Below are 20912 nucleotides of genomic sequence, written 5' to 3' on the forward strand. Positions count from 1 at the left end.
GGCCAAACGCCAGCAGCAATTTGATTAGACGTGACCTCCACTTTATCCCGCGACCGAGATCACGGTGACGGAGAGGCACGTGGCGTCACGTTCACTTCCTCGGTCCGTCTTTCGGGGGTGGTTGATTGCGAGACCCGTCTACGCCGAGAAACGTACCGTGGCCTCGTTGGCACGTGGCCCTCGCGGACTGTCTGTGGCCCATCATGGATACTCAAAAGGTCGTCGCACTTGGATATTAACATTCACACGCTCTTTTTTCCTCCTTTCTGCTTGCTCCGCTCGCCCTTGGAAGGAGATTTCACGCTATCACTTCTGTTGAAGTAACTTCCTAGTCGTGTGTTCGTTAAACGTGCCCAACGATTTTGTGTTGGTGGTCATTTGTTCCAGCATTGATGTGTTCGGTGTTGAGAGACCGGTACGTGTGGAGTGTATCGAAGTATTCTCCGAGGAATTCTTCGGCGATTAGTTCCCGCTCCCAGTTTGATCGGCCATATGAGTCTGCAGTAGAGTCAGGGAATGTTTTGAAGTCAAGATGATTTGGATCGTTCAAATGATTCATCACTCTCCAGAGGTGTTGACTGTTCGGGGTGATAAACCATGTTTCGATTGTTTCTGAGAGTGCAGAGAGTTTTTGAACGCATCGTTGTGATTTTGATGCTGCATTTGATGCTGTTTCGACACCAACTGCGTACTTTGGAGTTGTTCCGTTGAATGCGATAACGTCGACACGCGTTGAAAACAAGTGTTGGTCGGCGAGTGCTGGTTCGCAAAGAGTTCCGCGGAGTCGCCAGAGGTCGCAGTACCGAATGACTCGTGTCACGTCTGGCTTTGCGGCGAGTGCGGCAGCGCAGTAATCAACGCCTTTGCGATGCAGAGATTTCTCACTCGGTGTTTTTTCGCCGTACCCGTCGTGTGAGATGTTTTCGATCCCTAAATCACGGCGTTTTCGGTACGGAACGGTGTACAAGACGTCGGTGCCTTCGGTGTGTTTTTCCAGCCATTTATCATCAATTAATTTCGCTTCATTGATTTGTAACTCGTTTCCGTCTGCATCGTATCTTAACGGCCGCATGCTGCGCGTCAGGGATGCGTTATTGAGTAATCGCTCCATTGCTAAGCTGATCCGGGTGAGGAAAACGACTTCGTCGCATGTGAGACGTTGGAACGATTCTGCGTCGACGAGTGGTTCAGTGTCGTGCAGTGCGGTGACCGCGGGTTGGGTTGTGACTGCGGTTCGTTGGGCGTGCGTTAATTGCGTCTCGTACGGTTGTAGGTGCGCCTGTGAGTATTTACGTGGGAGAACCGGGCGAATTCCTTGGCTTCGGTGTCTGTTAGGTGCTTGTTGTCCGCGTTTAGCTTGACTTTGTTTAGCGAGAGTCACCTGATACTGTTCCCAAGGGTTTACTCTCATTCGGGGGTGATATGGAGAGGGTTTCGGTGCCGGGATGGTACAGTCGAGTGCGTTACTGTTTGAGTGGTTGAAGACTCTGAACTGGTCGTTCGCGGCGGCTTGAAGCGCGTTTTGCAGTGTCTCTTTCGTTCCAATATCGTTCCCTGGGCGGTGTGGCGCTGGGAAAAACGTTCGAATCCGGTCGAACAACGTGTTGATACGTATTGGTTTACCGAATTCAAGATCGGTGTTCGCGCGGATACAATCAATGACAGTGATGAGTCGTTTATCTTCGATCTCTATTGAATGGTTCGTGAGTGTTGAGTCCGTACTGGTTGTCCAGTTGCGTTTTGGGTTCTCTGTGTTTGTGGTCCCGTAGTACGGTATGAAGACCGTGCTTTTCGATTGGAAACGTGTGAATAAGTCTTCGTCAACGTTCGGGGTTGCCGTTACGAGACGGGTTAGGTCGTGTGATGTGAGTGTGTTGTACGCGATGCTGACGAGTTTTCCCCATGCGTGCCATGCGTATTCAGCGAGATGCAGCCGGAACTGTTTTTGCGGGATCTCGAAACCACCACGTTTGAATTCCACGTACGAGAGTCGCTCAGGGTAGTCGTGACCGATTTGACTCTCTGATTTCTGGAGTAGTTGGCAACATCGAGAAATGTGGTCGCTTGGGATACGGATATCTCCGTTGTCAGTGATTTCCACTCGGTTTTTGTACCGCTGGTGAACGGCTTCAGAATCCGTCTCTGTGTACGTTTGGTAGTCCGTGTTTTTCGTTGAGTCTGCTGAGTCTGGTGCGAGTAGTACTGCTGCGATTTCTGATTGGAGTTCTGTTGGGAGTTCCTGTTCGAAAAAATCGGTGAGTGTGGCGATGTAATATTCACGCGCGTTGAGTTCGAACCATGTGAGGCCGGGATGTTTCAGTAATGGTTGTTGAAGCATGCGTCGTTCGGCGCTCTGTTCTGGTTCTCGTGTTTCGTATTTCGTTCCAACAAGTGGGTCTGCATGTTGGATGCGAAGCGGGGTGACTGCCGGGAACGTTACGAGTTCTTGTACTGTGTTAATTCCAGTAACAGTTTGCGGCGTGATGTTTACATGGGCAAGCCCGGTTCGCACATACTGTTCGAACCTGTCTGCGTTAGTGAGGAGGGCTTCAGGCTCGTTTCGAAATAACGCTTCAAGTGACTCTCGCGGACAATCTAACGGGAGGAATGCTGCTCTGACAGCATCTCGCGTGTTTTTTACCGGGTTCATTCGCTCACAGAACTGTTTTCTCGGAACTGGTCGGAGAACACATCAACCGGTGTAAGAGGGTGTCATAGAAAGCGTCACACACGAAGACGCAGGATGTTGGAACTGTGTCTACGAGCGCCAGCATCCTGCAAGAGGAGACTTCTATCGACGAGTTCTTCAATGTAATGGCGACCGAGACGCTCGCGTTGTTCGAGCATCTTGAGTTCGACTTTCTCGAAGAATTCGATGTGTTCGCCCCCGCTCGCCGGGGGCGAACACGAGATCATCACCCACCAGCACTCTTCCGAGCGTTCCTGCACTGCTACTACAAGAACGTCTACGGCATCCGTCCAGTCACGCGAGAACTCCAGAACACGGTCGTCTGGCTCAGCTGTGGCTTCGATCGACCGCCGTCGAGAGACGCGGTCGATCGCTTCCTCACCGACCTCGAACACGTCGTCGACGAGGTCTTCGACCGCCTCGTCGAGCAGGCCGCCTGCCGCGGCCTGCTCGACTTGACCTACTCCATCGATTCCACCGACGTGAGGACGATGCCCGCCGACCAAGACGCGTCGAAAGGCTACGATCCAACCGCCGAAGAGTACTACCACGGCTACGGCTGTACGATCGTCTCGACCGGGCAAAAGATCCCGATTGCCGCGGAGTTCACCGAGAGCAAGCAAGCGCCAGAGGAGACGGCGATGCGCGTCACGTGTGACGCGCTCGCCGTCGAGAAACCGATCTGGATGCTTGGAGACAGCGCCTACGACACGCTCGGCTGGCACGACCACCTGCTGGCCGCAGGGGTCGTGCCAGTCGCTCCGTACAACGCACGAAACACCGACGATCCGAAAGACATCGAGTACAGGGTCGAAGCCCGCATCGACGAACACAGCGAGGACGTTCAGCTGAAGCAATCGACGCTAGACGAGACGTACAACCGCCGGAGTGGAGTCGAACGAACCAACGACGCCGTCAAGGACTGCGGCCTCGGGCACGTTCGCGCCCGAGGCCGCGTCCACGCACGAGCACAAGTGTTCCTCGCGCTGTGCCTTCGTCTCGTTATTGCGATCACCAACGACGAACGCGGAGACAATCCAGGAAGCACCGTCATCACGCTATGAGAACTATTCTATGACACCCTCGGTGTAACGATATCATCAATGAGCTGCTTTGCCGTCACGAACTTGATGTGATCAAGCTCCGGGACACGTGTCGTGAGTTCATTGTTGACTGCTTGAATGTTCGGTTGGCGACCGTAGTACTCTATCGTGTCCTCAACCGGTGCAGCAGGTGTTGCCAATAACTCATCTGCATCAAACTGATAGATGAGTTTGTGTATCGCTTTTCGACTAGGAACAACAACCAACGCGACAGCCGTGGTCGCCCGAATATGTTTCAATTTAGTCAACAATTCTCTATTGTCTTCATCCTCAATGACACACCCGACGACGGCTATATTCGAGCATGACTCGCCAGTAAATCCAGCGAAATCGAACATGTAAATAGAGTCTGCCGATGGTTCTTTTTCGAGGTTTGGTGGTGATTGTGTTTTTGTTTCTCCTTCAGCTACTTGCGGTGAACCAATCACGTGTGGGGCACAAGCCCAATCAATCACCGGATGGGTAGCAAGCCAGTTACGGGCCTCACAAACGATTGTATTGTGCGCTGTGTGTTGAGCGAACGGAACAGACATTGGGAACTCAATTTCAGCCCACCGCGGTGGGTTAGACATATCCCACTTCGACATAAGGTTGAACCCATTGTCTGTGTGTCTAAACTGATCAAAGAACGCTTGTGTCACCGAGAGGACTTTCGCTCGGTATATTTGACCCTCTTTGAGCAAATTTGATTCACGAATCTGCGCTTCAGTAACACTGCCATTAAATCGACCCTCAGCGTTACAGAATTCTTGAATCGAGACTCTCTCACTTTCAGTTATATTCCTGAAGATCGGGTATCCAGGAAGCACTTGGTATTGTTGTAACCAAATGAGATGCGTGAATACATCGAATGCTTGTCTTTCGTCTGACCGGGCTGGTAAGTGACGAACGATCACGTCAGCTGCAGCAGACAACACGGTTGCTTCGCTGGTTTGCCGGATCGCAGCGCGGATTTCCTCTAACAGATCCTCAGTACCTCACAAAGCATCCTCGGCTAGCTGTTTCTGCGGCCTGAGTTCTGTGTCGAAGCGGTTGTACTGACGGTCTCGACGAGAGAATTACGGACGGATCGACGGAGAGCTGTCGCTGTCGGCGGCGGTCAGCCGCCGACGCGACAGCGTCGCCACTCACTCCGCTGGCTTGCTCGGTCGGTGGTTAGCGGTGGAATCGGTCGTCAGGTGGCCGATTCGCGGGGACGGCCCGACGCACCGCGAGGGCCGTCCACGCAGCTCGTCGAATCATATTGACGAACTCCTTGTACGGCCACCACCAGAGGCGACGCCCGCCTCGGCGGGGCGTCGCCACATACTCGTAGTGAAGGTACCGCCAGACGTTCTGTAAGAGGAGACTCACCACCACGTACAGCAGCCGTACCGTTGGATCTCGTGTTGTCGTTGTCGCTATCGCTTGCTCAAACAAGCGATAGCTTGACTCGATACCGAAGCGTTTCGAGTAGTGGTATCGAGCGTCCCGTGGTGAGTCGATGAACGGCGCGTCAGCGGCGTAGCCGTGACGCGCCACACCGTTCTCGTCATACTTCCCATTTAGGTACGTACAGTCGATGTAGACGGGAAAATCGACGGTCCAGCTGTGACCGTCGAGTTTCCCCGTCAGATCATGCTGAATGACGCGACTCCATCCTTCCGAGAGCTCTTGCTGAATCGCCTCACCCCACCGGATGATCGGGATCACGTACGCGTAATTGTGCGCCTGAAGCAGCGTGAGACACTTACTGTCGTAGAATCCGCGATCAAGGTAGACGGCCTTGACCCCGGCGTCAAGGCCGTCGAGGACACCGAAGAACTCAGCGAGGACACTACTTGCGGTATCGCCGTCTTTGAGACGGCGTACCGCCAGCGTGTAGCGTTTGTTCTTCACACGCGCGTAGAGTGTGGCATAGGCGTGGAACGCAGTGGTTCCACGCTTCGCTACCGAGTGATAGAGGCCGTCTGTGTCGTCTTCGTCACCGTAGTAGGGCCGCAGGTGGAGGTCTGCGCAGACCTCCACCTGTTCGGGGAGCAATTCATCGAGATCCTTTCGCAGGAGCGTGTTAGCGACTCGTTCGAGCCGTTCCGGCTCGAACTTCGTCCGAAGATGGTAGAGGACCGTGTTCCCAGCGGGTGAGTTCTGGCTCGACGCACAGAGCGTAGAGACAGAGGTCCCGTCGGCGCAAGCGCCGACGAGGACCTCATAGATGTCTTCAGCAGTGATTTCAGCGTTATTGGCTAACGAGAGCGAAACTTCCTCGTCAAGGCGGTTGACGAGAAAGTTAAGAAGCTGGTCCTCGTGGATCTCACCGTCTGCTTGTTTGGTTTTAGACACACCTTCAGCAAGCAGACGTTCTAACTAAGCGGCTTTGTGAAGTACTGAAAATACGCTGACCGTATTCTGTCGAAAAAAGCCTCTGATAAGGGCTTTAATAAAATGCTTGGACGGATGACCCTAGGAGTAGTCCTCGTTTTGGGTTCGTTGATCTTATACAATCTTGATATTGTCGGAAGTATAGTTTCGACGGTCGCCATGCTGGTTGGGTTCTATTTGTGCATCAAATACCTCCAAGAGACGTTGATCCGCGATTGGTTTAGAGTTGAGGGATCAAGTCGACCAGTAGCCTGGGACGTCGCAGCTCGTGGACCGTTACTTATCCTCCCGTTAATTCTTATGTCAGGGGATATCGGCAATTTCCGACTCATCTCTGGTATAGAAATCCTTGATATTCTGTTATTAGCACCATCAATAGTTGGTGCAAGCTATATATTCACGAAGAGAAGGGCAGTACGAAATTCGCTTCCTTTCTAAATCTTTGTTACTAAGATAGAGATTTCATATAATGGGGTCATCTGAGAGAGATTGTGTACAGTCGAGAGGAATTAGTAACAATAAGTCAAAAGCACCAAGAGTGGGTTATAGGGCACTTGAGGTAGGCTGCTCAGATCATTTCGTAGAGGCTATATTCTAAAATCGATCCCTCTGTTGCGACTGCCGAAGTGAGTCGTTCCACAGACCGCAATAGACGCTACGACCGCTAGAATTCCATTTATCGATCAACTATAGCCACCATAATCTCACAGACAATTCTTCGATAGGCATCATAAACTAGTCCAGAGAGATTGGCAAACCCAATCAGATGTATCGTTGCAGGTATCCAAAGCAGAAACAAATTCCCCGCTAGGGATTCGGGATTCATCTCTTGGGTCCCACCGTCTATGATGTGGTCTGATGAGACGATCAGCAGTGACTCAAAGATCCCCAATAACAGGTTAGATGACTCAGAAATCGATTCGAGATATTGACCGATACTGGTTAGATTATAGTATACTGTGTTGAATACGATAAAGATAACAACATATGCCATCACAAAGGCGACGATCGATATCTGCAACCGTCTCTTGATATCTACCTGTTTAAATTCGGAACCAGTAGGTAACGGACTCTGTGACGTATGGGTTCCAGAATACGGTGGCAGAAAGACTCCCTGTAATATATGGAAATTCTTCCGAACTAATTGGATTACTCGGATAGCAACGAATACACTAAATCCTAAGGAGAGTGCCCCAACATAGTACTGAAAATGAAGAAAGTAGATTGAGATTTGTCCTCCTTGATCTCCCAGCGACCACACTCTGTAGATCCAAAATAGATTTCGAGGGATTGCCACGAACACAAGCCAGATAGAAACGAACGTAAGAACGAGTGCGATTGGCTTGGAACCCGTTGAGATGGCTCTGGTGAATCGCCAGAAGGCGTTTGATTTCACGGTTTCACGGCTCGCTTGATGTTGTAGACCGCACACATCAGAACGATCTCACGAAATTCGCGGTACCACGCTCGGGCACGCACCGCGTGGCCGAGCGTTCGCTTAATCGTTGAAAAGACGGTCTCAGACAGCGCTCGTTGGCCGTACAGAGACTCATCGATGCGCGCGTTATGCGCGCAATCGACGGGTCGGAACTCACGGTGCTTGATCAGCGGTCTCACGCCTTCTTCGCGCAATTTCTCGCGTAATTGCATCCAATCGTAGCCTTTGTCGGCGGCGAGGCTGGCAATCTCGCCCGCGTTGCGGCGGGCGAGTTGCCAGCCGATCTGCGTGTCGTGACGTTTCTCGGTCGTACAGTGAACGTCGAGTACAGCTTGTGTTTGTGTATCGACGAGAGCGGTCGTTTTCAGTGTTTGAACGCGGTAATTCGTGCGGCGGCAGTAGTGCTTGCTGGCGGTTTCACGGTCGAAGAACGTCGCGTCCATCGCGGCGTGATCCGCGGTGTCGTGCAGCTGCGCCGAAAGGCGCAGCAGCACTCGCCAGATCTTCATCTGTAACCTGTCAAACGACTTTACTAGCGTCGAGTGATGCGGGAGATCGCCCTCTTCGAGGCCGATTTCGGCCAAAATATGTGGCATCTCGCTCAAGAGATCGAGCGCCTCGCGGTAGGATTTCTCTAGGTAAATCCGGAGACAGTGAAGCGAAACGACGGCGTAGTCGGCGAAGCCCCCACCCCCTTCGGGGGCGGCGGCTTCGCCTCGGCCACCAACAGCATTTTTAGCTAACGACACCGCCTTGCTCGTGAAGCGGGAGATCTTCGACATAGGCATCGACAGTCTCCCGCTTCAACTCCTTTGAACTGACGACCTATCCCGACGCAGTGTGGCGATTCACCAGAGCCGTTGAGATCAAGTTCTTGGTTTGTGCTCTCATCCTAACAGTATCGTCAAAATTCAGCTATATAATTAATACGTAACAAGACGATCAACGAGAGACGTTAAAATCCTTGGTCACACCTTTTTGATGTCGTTTTTGCATTAAACTGGTCGACTATCTACCATTAGTCAGAACGTCTAAAGTGTACCTTCTGTAGTCGCGGGGTGCTCTTAGTGCAGGTTGTCGACCACGACTCCCAGAAGTGCGTCGTCGTACTGAACACAGTCGACGCTTGAACAGTATCACAGTCACCCAGGTACATCCGGGGAGTACCATTAACAGGATACAGTGAAGAGCCGACAGTATGCAATCAGAAACTGAAATTATAGATGAAATGGAGACAGTCGAGGAGGGAAGTGAAGTACTCTGGAACGGGCGTAAACATACCCAGACCGTTGTCGACGTCGCTGAGAATTCGTTCGAGGTGGAAGGCAACCGAGGCGGCCACTATCGATTTGTTCCAACGGGCACTGATGGCCCATATCTCACGAACCTCAATAGCGGCAGAGACTATGATGTGGATGAATTCCACTTCATTCGGTGACCAGTGTCTCGGGAATCGACGCACCCTCGAATAGTCACTGGGCTCCGTCGACGATCTCAGGTCGGCGTGTTACTCGACTGGTGCAGACTACCTCCAGCAGCGCAACGAGGCGATCATCGGCCTCATGTACGACACCGGGCTCCGGGTCGGCGAACTGGTGGCCGTCGACGTGGATATGCTCAGAGAGGCCAACAGCGTACTGTATGTTCCGACTGAAATCCAGAAAGACTACCCGAACGACAACGAGCCCGCACCGGCGACGTTAGAGCTGGCCTCAGACGTTACACGGCTGCTGTCGTCGTACCTGAATAGTAGGTGGAAGGAATCGCCGGCGTTGTTCCCCTCACGGTCGAGCGACCGGATCACTACCCAGGGCGTACGGAACGCGATCTCGAAGGTTACTAAGGAGGCCGATGTCGAGCCGTATCTGGTCGACGGAACCCGTGGTGATCCGGGTGACGTGACGCCGCACGCGCTTCGTCACAGTGTCGCCTACCGGATGATGAACGCCGAAGAGGGTAACACGTTATACGACGTGCGGAACCGACTGCGGCACCGAAGCATCCAAACGACCGAGCAAGTCTACGACCATATTATTCGAGTATGAGTGACGACGATGATGTCGCCCCGAGAACCCACGTCCCGAGGGTCATTATCCCGGTTTCAAGACAACAAATGGCACTATGTCCCCGACGAACTTGTACAGACGATATCGCTGGGCCCTGGAGGTGATGGTGAGGACGGTCAGGACTGGGTGCTAACGTCCACGCCGAAGAAACGAGACCCAGACGACCGGGAGAAGGTACTCGTTCGGTTGACGCCCCGTGTGCTCCACGAGTTCTACATCGAAGTGAAAGACCTTGATGTTGGGACCCGGCAGATGGGCCACCGTGCCAAGTGTGATCTCTGCGGTAAGATGTGGTTTGGGAACGTCTGTGACGCAGTCGACGTAGAGTAAGACTACCGTGCCTCGACAGTTCTTTGTTCTGTATTACTGAATAGGTTATATAATTGAACAGTAGGTCTCAATATCACAGTGGTACGTTCATAGTTCAAATTATGTTGTTTACAATGAACTTATGACTGTAGTCTATGACAGAGAAAAACGACCCTAGACGCAGAGACGCAACGCGACGAGACATCGAGCGACTGGGGGTCGTGGGGACAACAGTCCGAGACCGTCTTCATGGGCGGCACACAGTGGGAGACCCACGATGGAAACATGGATGTGATTTATTCCTAAGGAGTTCCTCGATGAGACTACAGAACTGCACGTCGACTATCCCACCTTCACCAACCCTACATCAATGACTTCCCTTCCGTTTTTGTCGACAGACCAGCAGTCGACGGCGATCGCCCTTGTCATCGGCGTCAGCTACCTTCTTATACTGTACTTTCTTGCTCGCCGTGGCGGCTACGAACTCGCCGCAGACACCCCCCAGCAACGACTGCTATATCTCGTCTGGATCGGCTTCGGTCACCTACTCTTGGCTGCTGTGCCTGCTTATTTGCTCGTTGAATATAGCTTTGTTCTGCCGAGTGGTATCTTCGTTATGATCGCTGGCTACGCAGTCTCCGTAGAACTCGCTGGCAGTGCCGACAGCTCGCTTTCGATCTATGGTATGTTCTGGCTTGCCCCAATGGTCATTGTACTCATCGCTGCTGGAATCGAATATGTGCTCCGGTCGATTGTTCTCTCATACTAGGTGCATTCTTGTGTTTGACACACAATCGAGAAGCGACAACAGAGGGTCATCAATCGACTAAGTGTCGACAGAAACGTGGATCTATTCATATTCTAGATATGCTCTATTTTGAGGATACAAACATTGACGATAGAACCTGTATCATTTTCACCATGTCGCATATATTCTGTAGCACTACTGAGTAGTACGCCAAGATATGTTCTCTATTTATTAGTCTATTGTCAACATACCAATTATTTTGTGCAAATATTTACCCCGTTAACACGATGGTTAACAACGATTTGCAAACGACAAGACGACGGCTTCTTGCTGGAAGTAGTATCGGATTGGGTGCCACACTAGCAGGCTGTCTCGGCGGCAATGAGGATCGTAATAGTAGTTCCAATGGTGGTGGGGGTCAGGAGTACGAAGTAGGATACGACGACTCTCAGACGACCGTCAGTGCGTCGCAGTTCCCAACGGACGAACAGTTGTATATCTATTGTGTGCAGTCCGGCTGGATGAACTGGCCGTCGGTGATGGAAGCATTCAATCAACAGTACAATGTCGAAATCAACGACAACGATCGATCTTCGGGAGAAGCTCTCCAGGATGCCCGATCGAACGCACAGAATCCGACCCATTCAGCGTTCAACGGTGGCTACAGTTATGCCCTCCAAGCGATGAACGACGGGCTTACCCAATCGTACAAACCGGCGAACTGGGACAAAGTCCCTGACGATGCTAAAACAGAGAATGGCCACTGTACCGGGACGCGGAAAGTCACGACTGCCCTCACATACCGTCAAGACCTGTTCGATGAACGGGGGATCGACAAACCCGAAACGTGGGAGGATCTGCTCCACCCTGACATTATGCAGGACCTGGCGCTTCAGACCCCACAGGCTGCAGTCGGTCTCGCCGCGGCGCTGTCGATCAATAACGCTCGCGGTGGCTCCTTAGACAACGTCCAGCCAGTGGTCGACTATTACACCGAAATTCAGGAAGGTGGTGCAGAGTTCACTGACAACTTCCTCGCACAGTTCACCCGTGGCGAGTACGGATCGTTTATCCGCTACGACTACTCGGGGCTTGATTTGAAATACAATAACGATGATTTCGCTGAGGAGGATGTCGGTGTCGCTCTCTTGGGGGGCGAAAACGGCAATCAGGGCGCGTTCAATGCGCTGTACGGCTACGCCCTACTCGCAAACGCCCGAAACCCCGAGGCGGCGAAGCTGTTCATGGACTACGTCCTCTCCATAGAGGGCCAGCAGCATTTCACCGACGCCTACGTGCGACCGATCCGGGCTTCCGAGATGGAACTGCCCGACGAATTCCCCGACCAGAGCCGCTACGACGAGACGGAGTTCACTATCGACCAACAGACACTCGTCGAACAGCAAGAAGACGTTATCCAAGAGATCACGCGTGGCGCTGGCCTGTGAGCAATGAGCGTTGATGTAGACTCCGTTATGGGGCCCTTGGGTCGGCTGCCGAGTACAGCCAAGAACATCGTGTGGCCGCAATCGGAGCGGCAACGGGAGCGCCGTCGTATCGTTGGGCTCTGTCTGCCCTTTTTGATCCTGCTAGTATTTTCAGGAATTGTCCCGCTGACCGAGATGTTTCGGATCAGTTTTTCCGAGGCCCGGCTCGTCACCGAGGGGTTTACTGTCCAGTATTACGAGCAGCTCATCTTAGACCCTTACTACCGAACAATCGCGTTCAACACGCTCTGGTTCGGATTGGCAACAACAATCACGTCGATTGCGATTGCTGTCCCAGTGGCACATGCCCTCGCAAAGTACGACCTTCCAGGAGAGTCGGTTATACTCACGATTCTCTCGTTTCCAAACAGTCTACCCGGTATTGTTGCGGCGTTCATGATCATCGTCCTGTTCGGAAATACAGGATTGATTACCAACATTATCGCCGGGTTCTCGGGACAGTCACCGATCAACTTGGCCATCGCAACGAGCGTCGGCGGGCTGTTTTTGGCTTACCTCTACTCAATGATTCCGCGGGCGCTGCTCTTGCTCCGGGGGACGTACGCGGAGGTCAATACCGACGCAGAGGAGGCAGCCCGAAGCCTCGGTGCAACACCGTTCGAAACGTTTCGGTACGTCACGCTCCCACAGATCAAACCAGGTCTGATCGGAGCGTTCGTCCTCGTGTTTCGGACTGCACTGGCGATCTTCGGGACAATCCTCATCTTAAAAAGTCTCCTTGTCTGGACGCTCCAGATCGACCGGGAGATCGCGCAGGGATTTAATATCGCCCAGGCCTCGGCAATGGCAACAGTCTGGTTCGTCTTCGTCTTTGTGTTCACGCTGATCGCGTTGCGCTATACGAGTGCGGAGGTGAGTCTCTGATGGCTTCATCGATCCCGCGAAGTAGCCTCTCGGCGCGATTCGGACGGACATTCATCAAAATCGTCTTAGTTACCACGCTCGTCTTTCTCTCGCTGCCAGTTGTCCTGACGTTCATTAGTTCCTTCGCCGCCGAATGGATCGGCCCACTGCCGAGTGGGTTCCTGACATTCGGTAATTGGAACGATGTTATCACCGGCACCGATGTCGGTGCAGATGTCTCAGTTGGCTCCTCGCTGTTGTACAGTGCGGGGCTCGCCTTAGGCGGCGTCATCATCAATATCTGTGTCGGCGTGCCAATCGCATATGCGATTGCACGCTACGATTTCTGGGGGCGAGACTGGGTCAACGTGTTCGCCATTCTCCCGCTGGCACCGGGAATTATTCTGGGAATCGCGTTCCTGCGGACGTATCCCGATCTGTCGACCTCCGGTATCGCGCTCGTGATCGGCTACTCGCTTTTAAAATCGCCGTATATGGTGATGGCCGTCCAGTCAAGCTTTCAGTCGATGGATCTCCAACAGATCGAGGAGAGTTCTCGCTCGCTGGGGGCCTCCTGGATTCGGACGTTCCTGACAGTGATCGTTCCGAACGCGAAGGAGGGCATTATCGCCGGATCGATTATCAGTTGGACGCTCGCGGCGGCGGAGTTCAACTTCTCGTATATCGTCTACTCTCGCGGGACGCCGCCGCTGTCGATCTTCCTCTACAACAACATCACGAACGCCTCGTTTCTGAACGCCGCCGCAGCCGTCTCGGTGTTCTTCCTGCTGATCGCGCTCGTGACTATCGCTCTGCAGATCGTCGGCAATCAAGCCGCAATACGGAGGCTGTAACTCATGGCAACAATCACGCTCGATACAATCACGAAACGGTTCGACTCGACGACCGCCGTCGACGACGTATCGCTAACCATTGAAGACGGTGAAGTACTGGGAATCGTCGGCCCCTCGGGTTGTGGAAAGACGACCACACTCCGCCTCATTGCTGGTTTCGAGACCGCAACCGAGGGGGCGATCCGGTACGACGACGAGGATGTCACTCACGTGCCACCCGAAAACCGAAACGTCGGACTGGTCTTCCAGGGGTACGCGCTGTTCAACAACATGACCGTTCGGCAGAACGTGACCTTCGGGCCGAAAATGCACGGTGTCGGCAAACAGGAACGCCGCGAGCGAGCCAATGAATTGCTCGAACTGCTCGATATTAGGGAGTTGGCTGATCGAGCACCTAGAACGCTTTCCGGTGGTCAACAGCAGCGTGTTGGGCTCGCACGGGCACTCGCTATCGAACCGCGGATTCTCCTGTTGGACGAGCCGATGACGGGTCTCGATGCGAAGTTGAAACAGACCTTACGCCAAGAACTCGGCGAACTGTTGGATGAACTCGGTGTGACAACATTGTATGTCACACACGACCAGGAGCAGGCGATGGCGATGTGTGACCGAATCGCCGTAATGAACGAGGGCCGCATTGAGCAGGTCAGCTCGCCAGCCGAAATCTACGAATCGCCCGCCAATGAGTTCGTCGCTAACTTCATCGGCACATCGAACATCGTTCCTGCAACCGTGTTTGATGGCGTCGTCGACTTCGAGTTCGGCAAGACGGGCGCGGCTGGATTGCCGAACAACGGTGAGACACGGCTTGCGATCCGACCCAATGACTTTCAGGTCGGCTCCGGGCCCATCAACGCGGAGATCACGAACCTGTTTTATCTCGGTGAGCGAGTCCAAGCCATTGTTGACACCGAGGCGGGAACCGAACTCACCGTCCAGTGTGATCGACACGCGGTGACTGATCTCGCGGTAGGCGACCAAATCGCCATGGATGTCGACACGAGTCGAATCCACGCCGTTAGTTCGAATCATGACACCGAGACTCCCAATGAAAACCCGAGCCACGACGGGACTTCGAGTAGTGATTGGAGGGAGCAACAACATTGATGCAACAGCAGCCACCGAGTGACTGTCGGTCGGAATCATCGCCAACAGTACTCGATATACAGTCACCGACGCCGACACGCCTCGCGGTGATCGCCGACCCGCATCTCGCTACCGACGCCTCCGGAACGTGGAAATGTTACCACCGAACCGAGGCGTTCTTAGAACGGGCTGTCGACGAGGTTCGATCACGAGAGCCAGACGGCATCGTCGTCGCCGGTGATCTGACGAAAGACGGGGAACCCCACAACTTCCGACGATACGACGAACTTGTCGACCCACTCGGATCTGTCGTGACGATTCCTGGCAACCACGACGTGCCGAAGTCGTACATTGATCACGAGGTGCCATCCATCGAGTCGTTTGCGGCACGGTACACGGAAACCGGATACCCGTTCCATAGACGATTCGGCGATGTCGACCTGCTTTGTTTGAATAGCGCGACGATGCCGGACGGCTCGCTTCGGGACACTTGGGGTGGATGCCTCTCAGAATCGCAACTCGACTGGCTTGCCTCGACTCTCCCAGAGACAACAACGCCTATCGTCGTCCTCCATCACAATCTGTTTGCACAGCCAGAACACGACGATGAGTTCGGCGAGAACTTCCACCTGTCGAACAGCGAGCAACTGCTGGATATCCTCTCGGAGAATGCTCCTGTACTCGTTATTAGTGGCCATCACCACATTCCATCATGTCACCACGAACGGGGAGTTACGGAGCTAATAGCCCCGGCGCTGTGTTCGTATCCCTCATCGTTTTTGGAGATCGAAATCGGTCCCAACGGAACTACAGTCAGCCGATTCCCAATTGCGACACCGGCGGAGAAAACCGAACTCTACACGCTGGGGACGACAGGATCACAACTCGGTAGGAAGGTCGTAGAGGTCGCCGCCGAGCGACTCCGTGTCGACCCGTTTCAGTGAACCGACGCCATTTTCTCACTGGTATCGTATAACTCGATTACGAGTATCCTTGATCAGTCGAAAACAATTGACGAACCTTGACGCTATCCGTCATATCAATAGAGAATATTTTTGGGCGATAGATTCTGTAAGGTTGATATTACGTGGGAACGACGGGTGCAGTGTCTGAAGAGGTAGTTGAGCGGTCTATCGAGGAGACGGAACACTAGGCCGAGTGTCGGACTTCAGCCCTGACCCCGATGGGTCGGGGAACGCGCCCTTGCTGGTTTTATAACCATGGCTCTTAGCAAATTGCGATGGATCACATGACTGGTATTTTGATTAGCTCCACGTAGAAAGAGCATTCACAGTAGATTCTTACAAAAATGTGATCCAGTGAACAACGATCATCAAGACCGACTCAAACGAGGAGCTGAATGTCGGCCTCAACCATCTCTTGAAACGCCGAGGCTGCGCCGACGCCGGTGGTGACGCCATCGTAGAAGTCCTCCTCGTCGTAGCCCAGCAGATCGATCGTCATCTGGCAGGCTTGGAGGTCGACGCCACTCTCTAGAGAGACGTCGATCAGCTCCTCGACCGAGGCGACCTCGTTGTCGGCGATCTTGTTCCGCATCATCCGCGTGGTCACCCGGTCCATTCCCGGCAGGGCGGCGATGGCGTTCGGCACCGGCATGTTCGGGTTGCCGACCGAACTGAGCTGGAGGTTCTTCGAATTCTTTTCGTGGAGGATTTCGAGCCCCCAGAACGTGTGGAACACCGTCACGTCGTAGCCGAAGGCCGCGGCCGTCGACGCGAGGATTAGTGGCGGGTAGGCCATATCCAGCGTTCCCTTGGTGGCGATGATCACCATCTTCTTTGGGCCGGTTTCGACATCGCTGCGCAGGTCGGCGAGCTCGGTTTCGAGCGCCTCGACCTGGGCCTGCAGTTCGGCGAGGTCGTCCGTCGAGGGATCGGCGTCCGATCCGGCAGTGGCGTCGGTGCTCATTTCACTCGACCTTTTTGATGTAGTGTTTGTAGACGTCCTCGCCGCCCTCGGTCGTCTCCTGCTGGTCGAGGAGTTCGGCGTCGGCCGTCGACTCCGCCCACCCCTTGATGTCGCTGAGGCTGCCGGAGTCGGTGGCGACGACTTCGAGCGTCTCTCCTGCAGACACGTCGTCGAAGGCTCCTTTCGTCTTGATAACCGGCATCGGGCAGTTCTGTCCTTTCACGTCGACCGTCTTGGCTGCTGTTTCGGTACTCATTGGTGGATGTCCCTGTATTGGGGCTGATATACAATATTGGCTCGACTAATATAAGTGTGTTCATTATTGTGTCTGGGATGCATAACTGAAACTCGGCCAACCGCGTGAACACGCTCTACTAACGTATACAATCAACGTGTACCGACCAGCGAACAAGTTATATTGTGCGATTTTAGAATTACTATGCAAACCCTTAAGTCGAGCAAGCCGGTATGGGAGAGTGAACATGGACGCAGATGCAATGGACTTCCCGACGCCGGAGTCGGACGTCGACTCGATCGCTCCCGAATCGCTCAAAGCCCAAATCGACGGCGGCGAGTCGGTGACGATCCTCGATGCCCGCATGGCCAGCGACTACGAGGAGTGGCGCGTCGACGGCGAGACCGTCGAGAGCATCAACATCCCCTACTTCGAGTTCCTCGACGAGGAGATCGACGACGATGTCCTCGCCCGAATCCCCGACGACGAGCACGTCACCGTGCTCTGTGCGAAGGGTGGCGCAAGCGAGTACGTCGCCGGCGCACTCGCCGACCGCGGCTACGACGTCGACCACCTCGAAGACGGGATGAACGGCTGGGCATCGATCTACGAAGCCCACGAAGTCACCGAGTACGACGGTGCGGGCACGCTCATCCAGTACCAGCGGCCCTCCTCGGGCTGTCTGGGCTACCTGGTCTACGACGACGACGAGGCCGCCATCATCGACCCGCTCCGGGCCTTCACCGACCGCTATCTCGACGACGCCGCCGAGCTGGGCGTCGACCTGACATACGCCTTCGATACCCACATCCACGCCGACCACATCAGCGGGCTCCGCGAGCTGGCCGACGAAGGCGTCGAGGGCGTGATCCCCGAGGCCGCAGTCGACCGCGGAGTCACCTACGGCGACGAGATGACGCTGACCAACGACGGCGATTCCTTCGCCGTCGGCGAGGCGACCGTCGAGACCGTCTTCACGCCGGGCCACACGACGGGTATGACCTCCTATCTGGTCGGCGACTCGCTGCTTGCGACGGGCGACGGCCTGTTCATCGAGAGCGTCGCCCGCCCCGATCTCGAAGAGGGCGACGAGGGCGCGCCCGAGGCTGCTGCGATGCTCTACGAATCGCTCCAGGAGAAGGTCCTGCCGCTGGCCGACGAGACGCTGATCGGCGGCGCACACTTCAGCGATGCTGCCGAGCCCGCCGCCGACGGTACCTACACCGCGCCGATCGGCGATCTCGTCGAACGGATGGACGCCCTGACGATGGACGAGGCGGACTTCATCGAGACCGTGTTGGCGGATATGCCGCCGCGTCCGGCCAACTACATCGATATCATCGAGACCAACCTCGGCCAGCAGGTGGCTGACGACGAGGAGGCCTTTACCCTCGAACTCGGGCCGAACAACTGCGCGGCCAGCCAGGACGCACTCACGAGTGACGACTAACGTTGCTGACTACACCGACAGGATTCACAACCAATGATCACTGATCTCCTCGGTTCGGGGGCCATCGAGACGCTGTTCCCCAACGGAATCTCCCGGTATGCGATCGGGGGACTCCTTGTTGGCTTGGGAACAGTCGTCATCTACCTCGGGACCGGGATCACGGCGGGGGCAAGCACGTTCCTGGAGTCGACGCTGTCGTACGTCTCGGATCGCTCGCGGTTCGCGCAGTACCGCGCCTCCCGGGACTGGCGTGTCGTCTTCACACTCAGTATCATCGCTGGCGCAGGCGTCTACGCCATCATCTATCAGGGCGATCCGTGGGCACTCGCGGGTAGCGCCTGGATCACCGAGGTCGCGCCGTGGCGGCTGTTCCTCGGTGGGATTCTCGTCGGGATCGGCACCCGGATCGGGAAGGGCTGTACCTCCGGGCATGGAATCTGTGGGGTCGGCTCAGTATCGCGGACCTCGCTCGTGGGCGTGGCGACGTTCCTCGTCGTTGCGATCATCACCGCGAACATCGTCGCCGCCTTCGGGGTGACACCATGAGCCGCCACCCGTTGTTCCTGCCGCTGGTAGTGGTCGGCGGGCTGATATTCGGCTTCGGGCTCGGCTTCAGCCACATGGCCCGACCGGAGGTCGTCATCGACTTCCTCACCTTCGAGGATTTCGGCCTGCTGTTCGTCATGTTCGGCGGCTCGATCGTCGCCGGGCTGGCCTTTTGGACGCTGTCGTCGACCGGCGGGTCGGCCCCACTTACGGGACGGCCCTACGCGCGCCGGCTCAAATCCTTCGACAAGAACGTCCTGATCGGCGGCTCGGTCTTCGGCGTCGGCTGGGGGCTGTCGGGCATCTGTCCGGGCGCAGCCTACGCCAGCCTCGGGGTCGGTAACTGGCCGATCATCTATGCGCTGGCGGGGATGTTCGTCGGCGCATACCTCCAGGGAGTCTGGCGAAGCGAACCCGCCGCCGACGCGGCAGCGGTCCCGAGCGACGACTAACCACCCCACTGCGGCACCCCACTCATGACTCATTCAGAGGCATCCCACACGACCGACCGGCTCGTCGACATCGCAAGCGATCTCCTGGCGGTCGACACACAGAACCCACCCGGCGACACACGGGCGCTCGCCGCGTGGATCGAGACGTTTTTTGAAGAGCTTGGCATCCGGACCGAGCGCGTCGCCACAGATCCGGCCAAGCCGAACCTCATGGCGACGATCCCGGGACAGAGCGACCGAACCCTGCTGTTCAATGGCCATATGGATACGGTCCCGTTCGACCCCGACGGATGGACATACGATCCACTCGGCGAGCGCGTCGACAACCGGCTCTACGGCCGCGGAGCAACCGATATGAAGGGACCGCTGGCGGCGATCCTCTATACTGCCGAACGGTTCGCCGAGCGAAACCAGAAACCGCCGGTAACCCTCGCCTTTGCGGTGGTCAGCGACGAGGAGACCGGCGGAGCGGCGGGCGTCTCGACGCTCGTCGACAGCGCGCTCGACAACCTTGATCCCGACGCCTGCGTGATCGGCGAGACGACCTGCTCGGCGGGCAACCACTCGGTTACGGTCGCCGACCGGGGAAGCATCTGGCTGACGCTCGAAGCCGAGGGGACCGCAGCCCATGGCTCCCGGCCGATAGAAGGGAAGAACGCGATCGACCGTCTGTGGGCGGCCATCGAGTTCCTCCGGCGGCGGCTCTCGCTTCGGGAGTTGCCGGTCGACGATGAGATGATGCCGATCATCGAGGAGTCGGCGGCCTACTACGAGCCGACACTGGGCCAGTCAGCCGCCGAGAGCCTCTTTGTCTATCCAACGATCAACCTCGGCACTATCGAGGGCGGCGAGGCCGTCAACACGGTTCCGGGGTCGGCACGGGCCGAACTCGACATCCGGCTCACCGCGGGCGTCGACACCGCGACCGTGCTGGCCGACATTCGGGACTGTCTCGACGACCATCCGGCGGTTTCGATCGCCGACGTGCGCTGGTCGGTCGGCAGCTACGAGCCGGTCGACAGCCCGCTGGTGCAGGCGGTCACCGAAACGGCGAGCGAGGTGGCCGACGACAGGATCTACCGGCGGTCAGCGACCGGCGGCGGCGACGCCAAGAAGTTCCGTCACGCTGGGATTCCGACCGTCGAGTTCGCCTTCGGGACCGATACGGTCCACGCTGTCGACGAGTACACGACCCTGCAGGCCCTCAACTGGAATGCCGCCGTCTACGAACGTCTCCCCGCAATTTTCGCGGAGCATAGCCAGTGATCGAGTTCTGGCTGCCGTTCGGGGCTGCC

General features: G+C 55.5%; 19 protein-coding genes and 2 pseudogenes. 15 read left to right on the plus strand and 6 right to left on the minus strand.

What is annotated here, in order from left to right; all coding sequences use genetic code 11:
* Positions 1 to 343: 343 nt before the first annotated feature.
* Positions 344 to 2512, minus strand: coding sequence for a hypothetical protein (locus HALTADL_RS13870; protein WP_089673224.1), 2169 nt, complete (start codon positions 2510 to 2512; stop codon positions 344 to 346).
* Between the two features lie 302 nt (positions 2513 to 2814).
* Here HALTADL_RS13870 and HALTADL_RS13875 point away from each other — a divergent pair, with 302 nt between their 5' ends.
* Positions 2815 to 3753, plus strand: coding sequence for a transposase (locus HALTADL_RS13875; protein WP_015911568.1), 939 nt, complete (start codon positions 2815 to 2817; stop codon positions 3751 to 3753).
* A gap of 8 nt (positions 3754 to 3761) precedes the next feature.
* Here HALTADL_RS13875 and HALTADL_RS17465 read toward each other — a convergent pair whose 3' ends face one another.
* The 3 genes from HALTADL_RS17465 to HALTADL_RS13900 all read right to left on the minus strand — a co-directional run bounded on the left by HALTADL_RS17465 (position 3762) and on the right by HALTADL_RS13900 (position 8373).
* Positions 3762 to 4706: a hypothetical protein gene (locus HALTADL_RS17465; protein WP_143054212.1), complete on the minus strand. Its 945-nt coding sequence runs from the start codon at positions 4704 to 4706 to the stop codon at positions 3762 to 3764.
* Positions 4707 to 4947: 241 nt separating this feature from the next.
* The gene (locus HALTADL_RS13890; protein ID WP_009486633.1) at positions 4948 to 6114 is read right to left on the minus strand and encodes an ISH3-like element ISHla1 family transposase; all 1167 of its coding nucleotides are present in this window, start codon (positions 6112 to 6114) and stop codon (positions 4948 to 4950) included.
* Between the two features lie 1431 nt (positions 6115 to 7545).
* The gene (locus HALTADL_RS13900) at positions 7546 to 8373 is read right to left on the minus strand and encodes an IS5-like element ISHli2 family transposase (protein WP_100190894.1); all 828 of its coding nucleotides are present in this window, start codon (positions 8371 to 8373) and stop codon (positions 7546 to 7548) included.
* A 416-nt stretch (positions 8374 to 8789) separates the two neighbouring features.
* Here HALTADL_RS13900 and HALTADL_RS13905 point away from each other — a divergent pair, with 416 nt between their 5' ends.
* The 10 genes and pseudogenes from HALTADL_RS13905 to HALTADL_RS13950 form a co-directional block, all read left to right on the plus strand.
* The gene (locus HALTADL_RS13905) at positions 8790 to 9029 is read left to right on the plus strand and encodes a hypothetical protein (protein WP_143054182.1); all 240 of its coding nucleotides are present in this window, start codon (positions 8790 to 8792) and stop codon (positions 9027 to 9029) included.
* Between the two features lie 37 nt (positions 9030 to 9066).
* Positions 9067 to 9636, plus strand: coding sequence for a tyrosine-type recombinase/integrase (locus HALTADL_RS13910; RefSeq protein ID WP_089673542.1), 570 nt, complete (start codon positions 9067 to 9069; stop codon positions 9634 to 9636).
* Positions 9633 to 9945: pseudogene (locus HALTADL_RS18080) on the plus strand (hypothetical protein); the annotation flags it as partial. The gene HALTADL_RS13910 and the pseudogene HALTADL_RS18080, both read left to right, overlap by 4 nt.
* A gap of 391 nt (positions 9946 to 10336) precedes the next feature.
* Positions 10337 to 10735: a hypothetical protein gene (locus HALTADL_RS13920; RefSeq protein WP_089673541.1), complete on the plus strand. Its 399-nt coding sequence runs from the start codon at positions 10337 to 10339 to the stop codon at positions 10733 to 10735.
* Positions 10736 to 11001: 266 nt separating this feature from the next.
* Entirely contained in the window at positions 11002 to 12162 is a 1161-nt protein-coding gene (locus tag HALTADL_RS13925) for an extracellular solute-binding protein (RefSeq protein ID WP_089673540.1), read from the plus strand.
* 27 nt (positions 12163 to 12189) lie between these two features.
* A complete protein-coding gene (locus HALTADL_RS13930; RefSeq protein WP_394327365.1) occupies positions 12190 to 13086 on the plus strand; it encodes an ABC transporter permease in 897 nt (298 codons plus the stop codon).
* Positions 13086 to 13919 (plus strand): ABC transporter permease, encoded by an 834-nt coding sequence (locus HALTADL_RS13935; RefSeq protein ID WP_089673539.1) that lies wholly within the window; start codon positions 13086 to 13088, stop codon positions 13917 to 13919. The genes HALTADL_RS13930 and HALTADL_RS13935 overlap by 1 nt, the downstream gene beginning before the upstream one ends.
* Before the next feature lie 3 nt (positions 13920 to 13922).
* Positions 13923 to 15026, plus strand: coding sequence for an ABC transporter ATP-binding protein (locus HALTADL_RS13940; RefSeq protein ID WP_089673538.1), 1104 nt, complete (start codon positions 13923 to 13925; stop codon positions 15024 to 15026).
* Entirely contained in the window at positions 15026 to 15949 is a 924-nt protein-coding gene (locus HALTADL_RS13945; RefSeq protein WP_089673537.1) for a metallophosphoesterase family protein, read from the plus strand. Before HALTADL_RS13940 ends, HALTADL_RS13945 begins: the two co-directional genes overlap by 1 nt.
* 137 nt (positions 15950 to 16086) lie before the next feature.
* Positions 16087 to 16158, plus strand: a pseudogene (locus HALTADL_RS13950) (IS200/IS605 family transposase); the annotation flags it as partial.
* Positions 16159 to 16349: 191 nt separating this feature from the next.
* Here HALTADL_RS13950 and HALTADL_RS13955 read toward each other — a convergent pair.
* Positions 16350 to 16934 carry a DsrE/DsrF/DrsH-like family protein gene (locus tag HALTADL_RS13955; protein ID WP_089673536.1) on the minus strand — a complete coding sequence of 195 codons (585 nt, stop codon included), beginning with the start codon at positions 16932 to 16934 and terminating at the stop codon, positions 16350 to 16352.
* A gap of 1 nt (position 16935) precedes the next feature.
* Positions 16936 to 17190 (minus strand): sulfurtransferase TusA family protein, encoded by a 255-nt coding sequence (locus HALTADL_RS13960; protein WP_089673535.1) that lies wholly within the window; start codon positions 17188 to 17190, stop codon positions 16936 to 16938.
* Between the two features lie 226 nt (positions 17191 to 17416).
* On the opposite strand from HALTADL_RS13960, the gene HALTADL_RS13965 reads away from it, so the two are divergent.
* The 4 genes from HALTADL_RS13965 to HALTADL_RS13980 are packed head-to-tail and all read left to right on the plus strand — an operon-like array spanning position 17417 to position 20883.
* Positions 17417 to 18619 carry an MBL fold metallo-hydrolase gene (locus tag HALTADL_RS13965; protein WP_089673534.1) on the plus strand — a complete coding sequence of 401 codons (1203 nt, stop codon included), beginning with the start codon at positions 17417 to 17419 and terminating at the stop codon, positions 18617 to 18619.
* Positions 18620 to 18652: 33 nt separating this feature from the next.
* On the plus strand, positions 18653 to 19165 hold the full coding sequence (locus HALTADL_RS13970) for a YeeE/YedE family protein (RefSeq protein WP_089673533.1): 513 nt from the start codon (positions 18653 to 18655) through the stop codon (positions 19163 to 19165).
* The gene (locus tag HALTADL_RS13975; RefSeq protein WP_089673532.1) at positions 19162 to 19617 is read left to right on the plus strand and encodes a YeeE/YedE family protein; all 456 of its coding nucleotides are present in this window, start codon (positions 19162 to 19164) and stop codon (positions 19615 to 19617) included. Before HALTADL_RS13970 ends, HALTADL_RS13975 begins: the two co-directional genes overlap by 4 nt.
* Before the next feature lie 24 nt (positions 19618 to 19641).
* Entirely contained in the window at positions 19642 to 20883 is a 1242-nt protein-coding gene (locus HALTADL_RS13980) for a M20 family metallopeptidase (RefSeq protein WP_089673531.1), read from the plus strand.
* Positions 20884 to 20912: the final 29 nt, after the last annotated feature.

Origin of the sequence: Halohasta litchfieldiae, assembly GCF_002788215.1 — an archaeon.
GTDB classification, from domain to species: domain Archaea; phylum Halobacteriota; class Halobacteria; order Halobacteriales; family Haloferacaceae; genus Halohasta; species Halohasta litchfieldiae.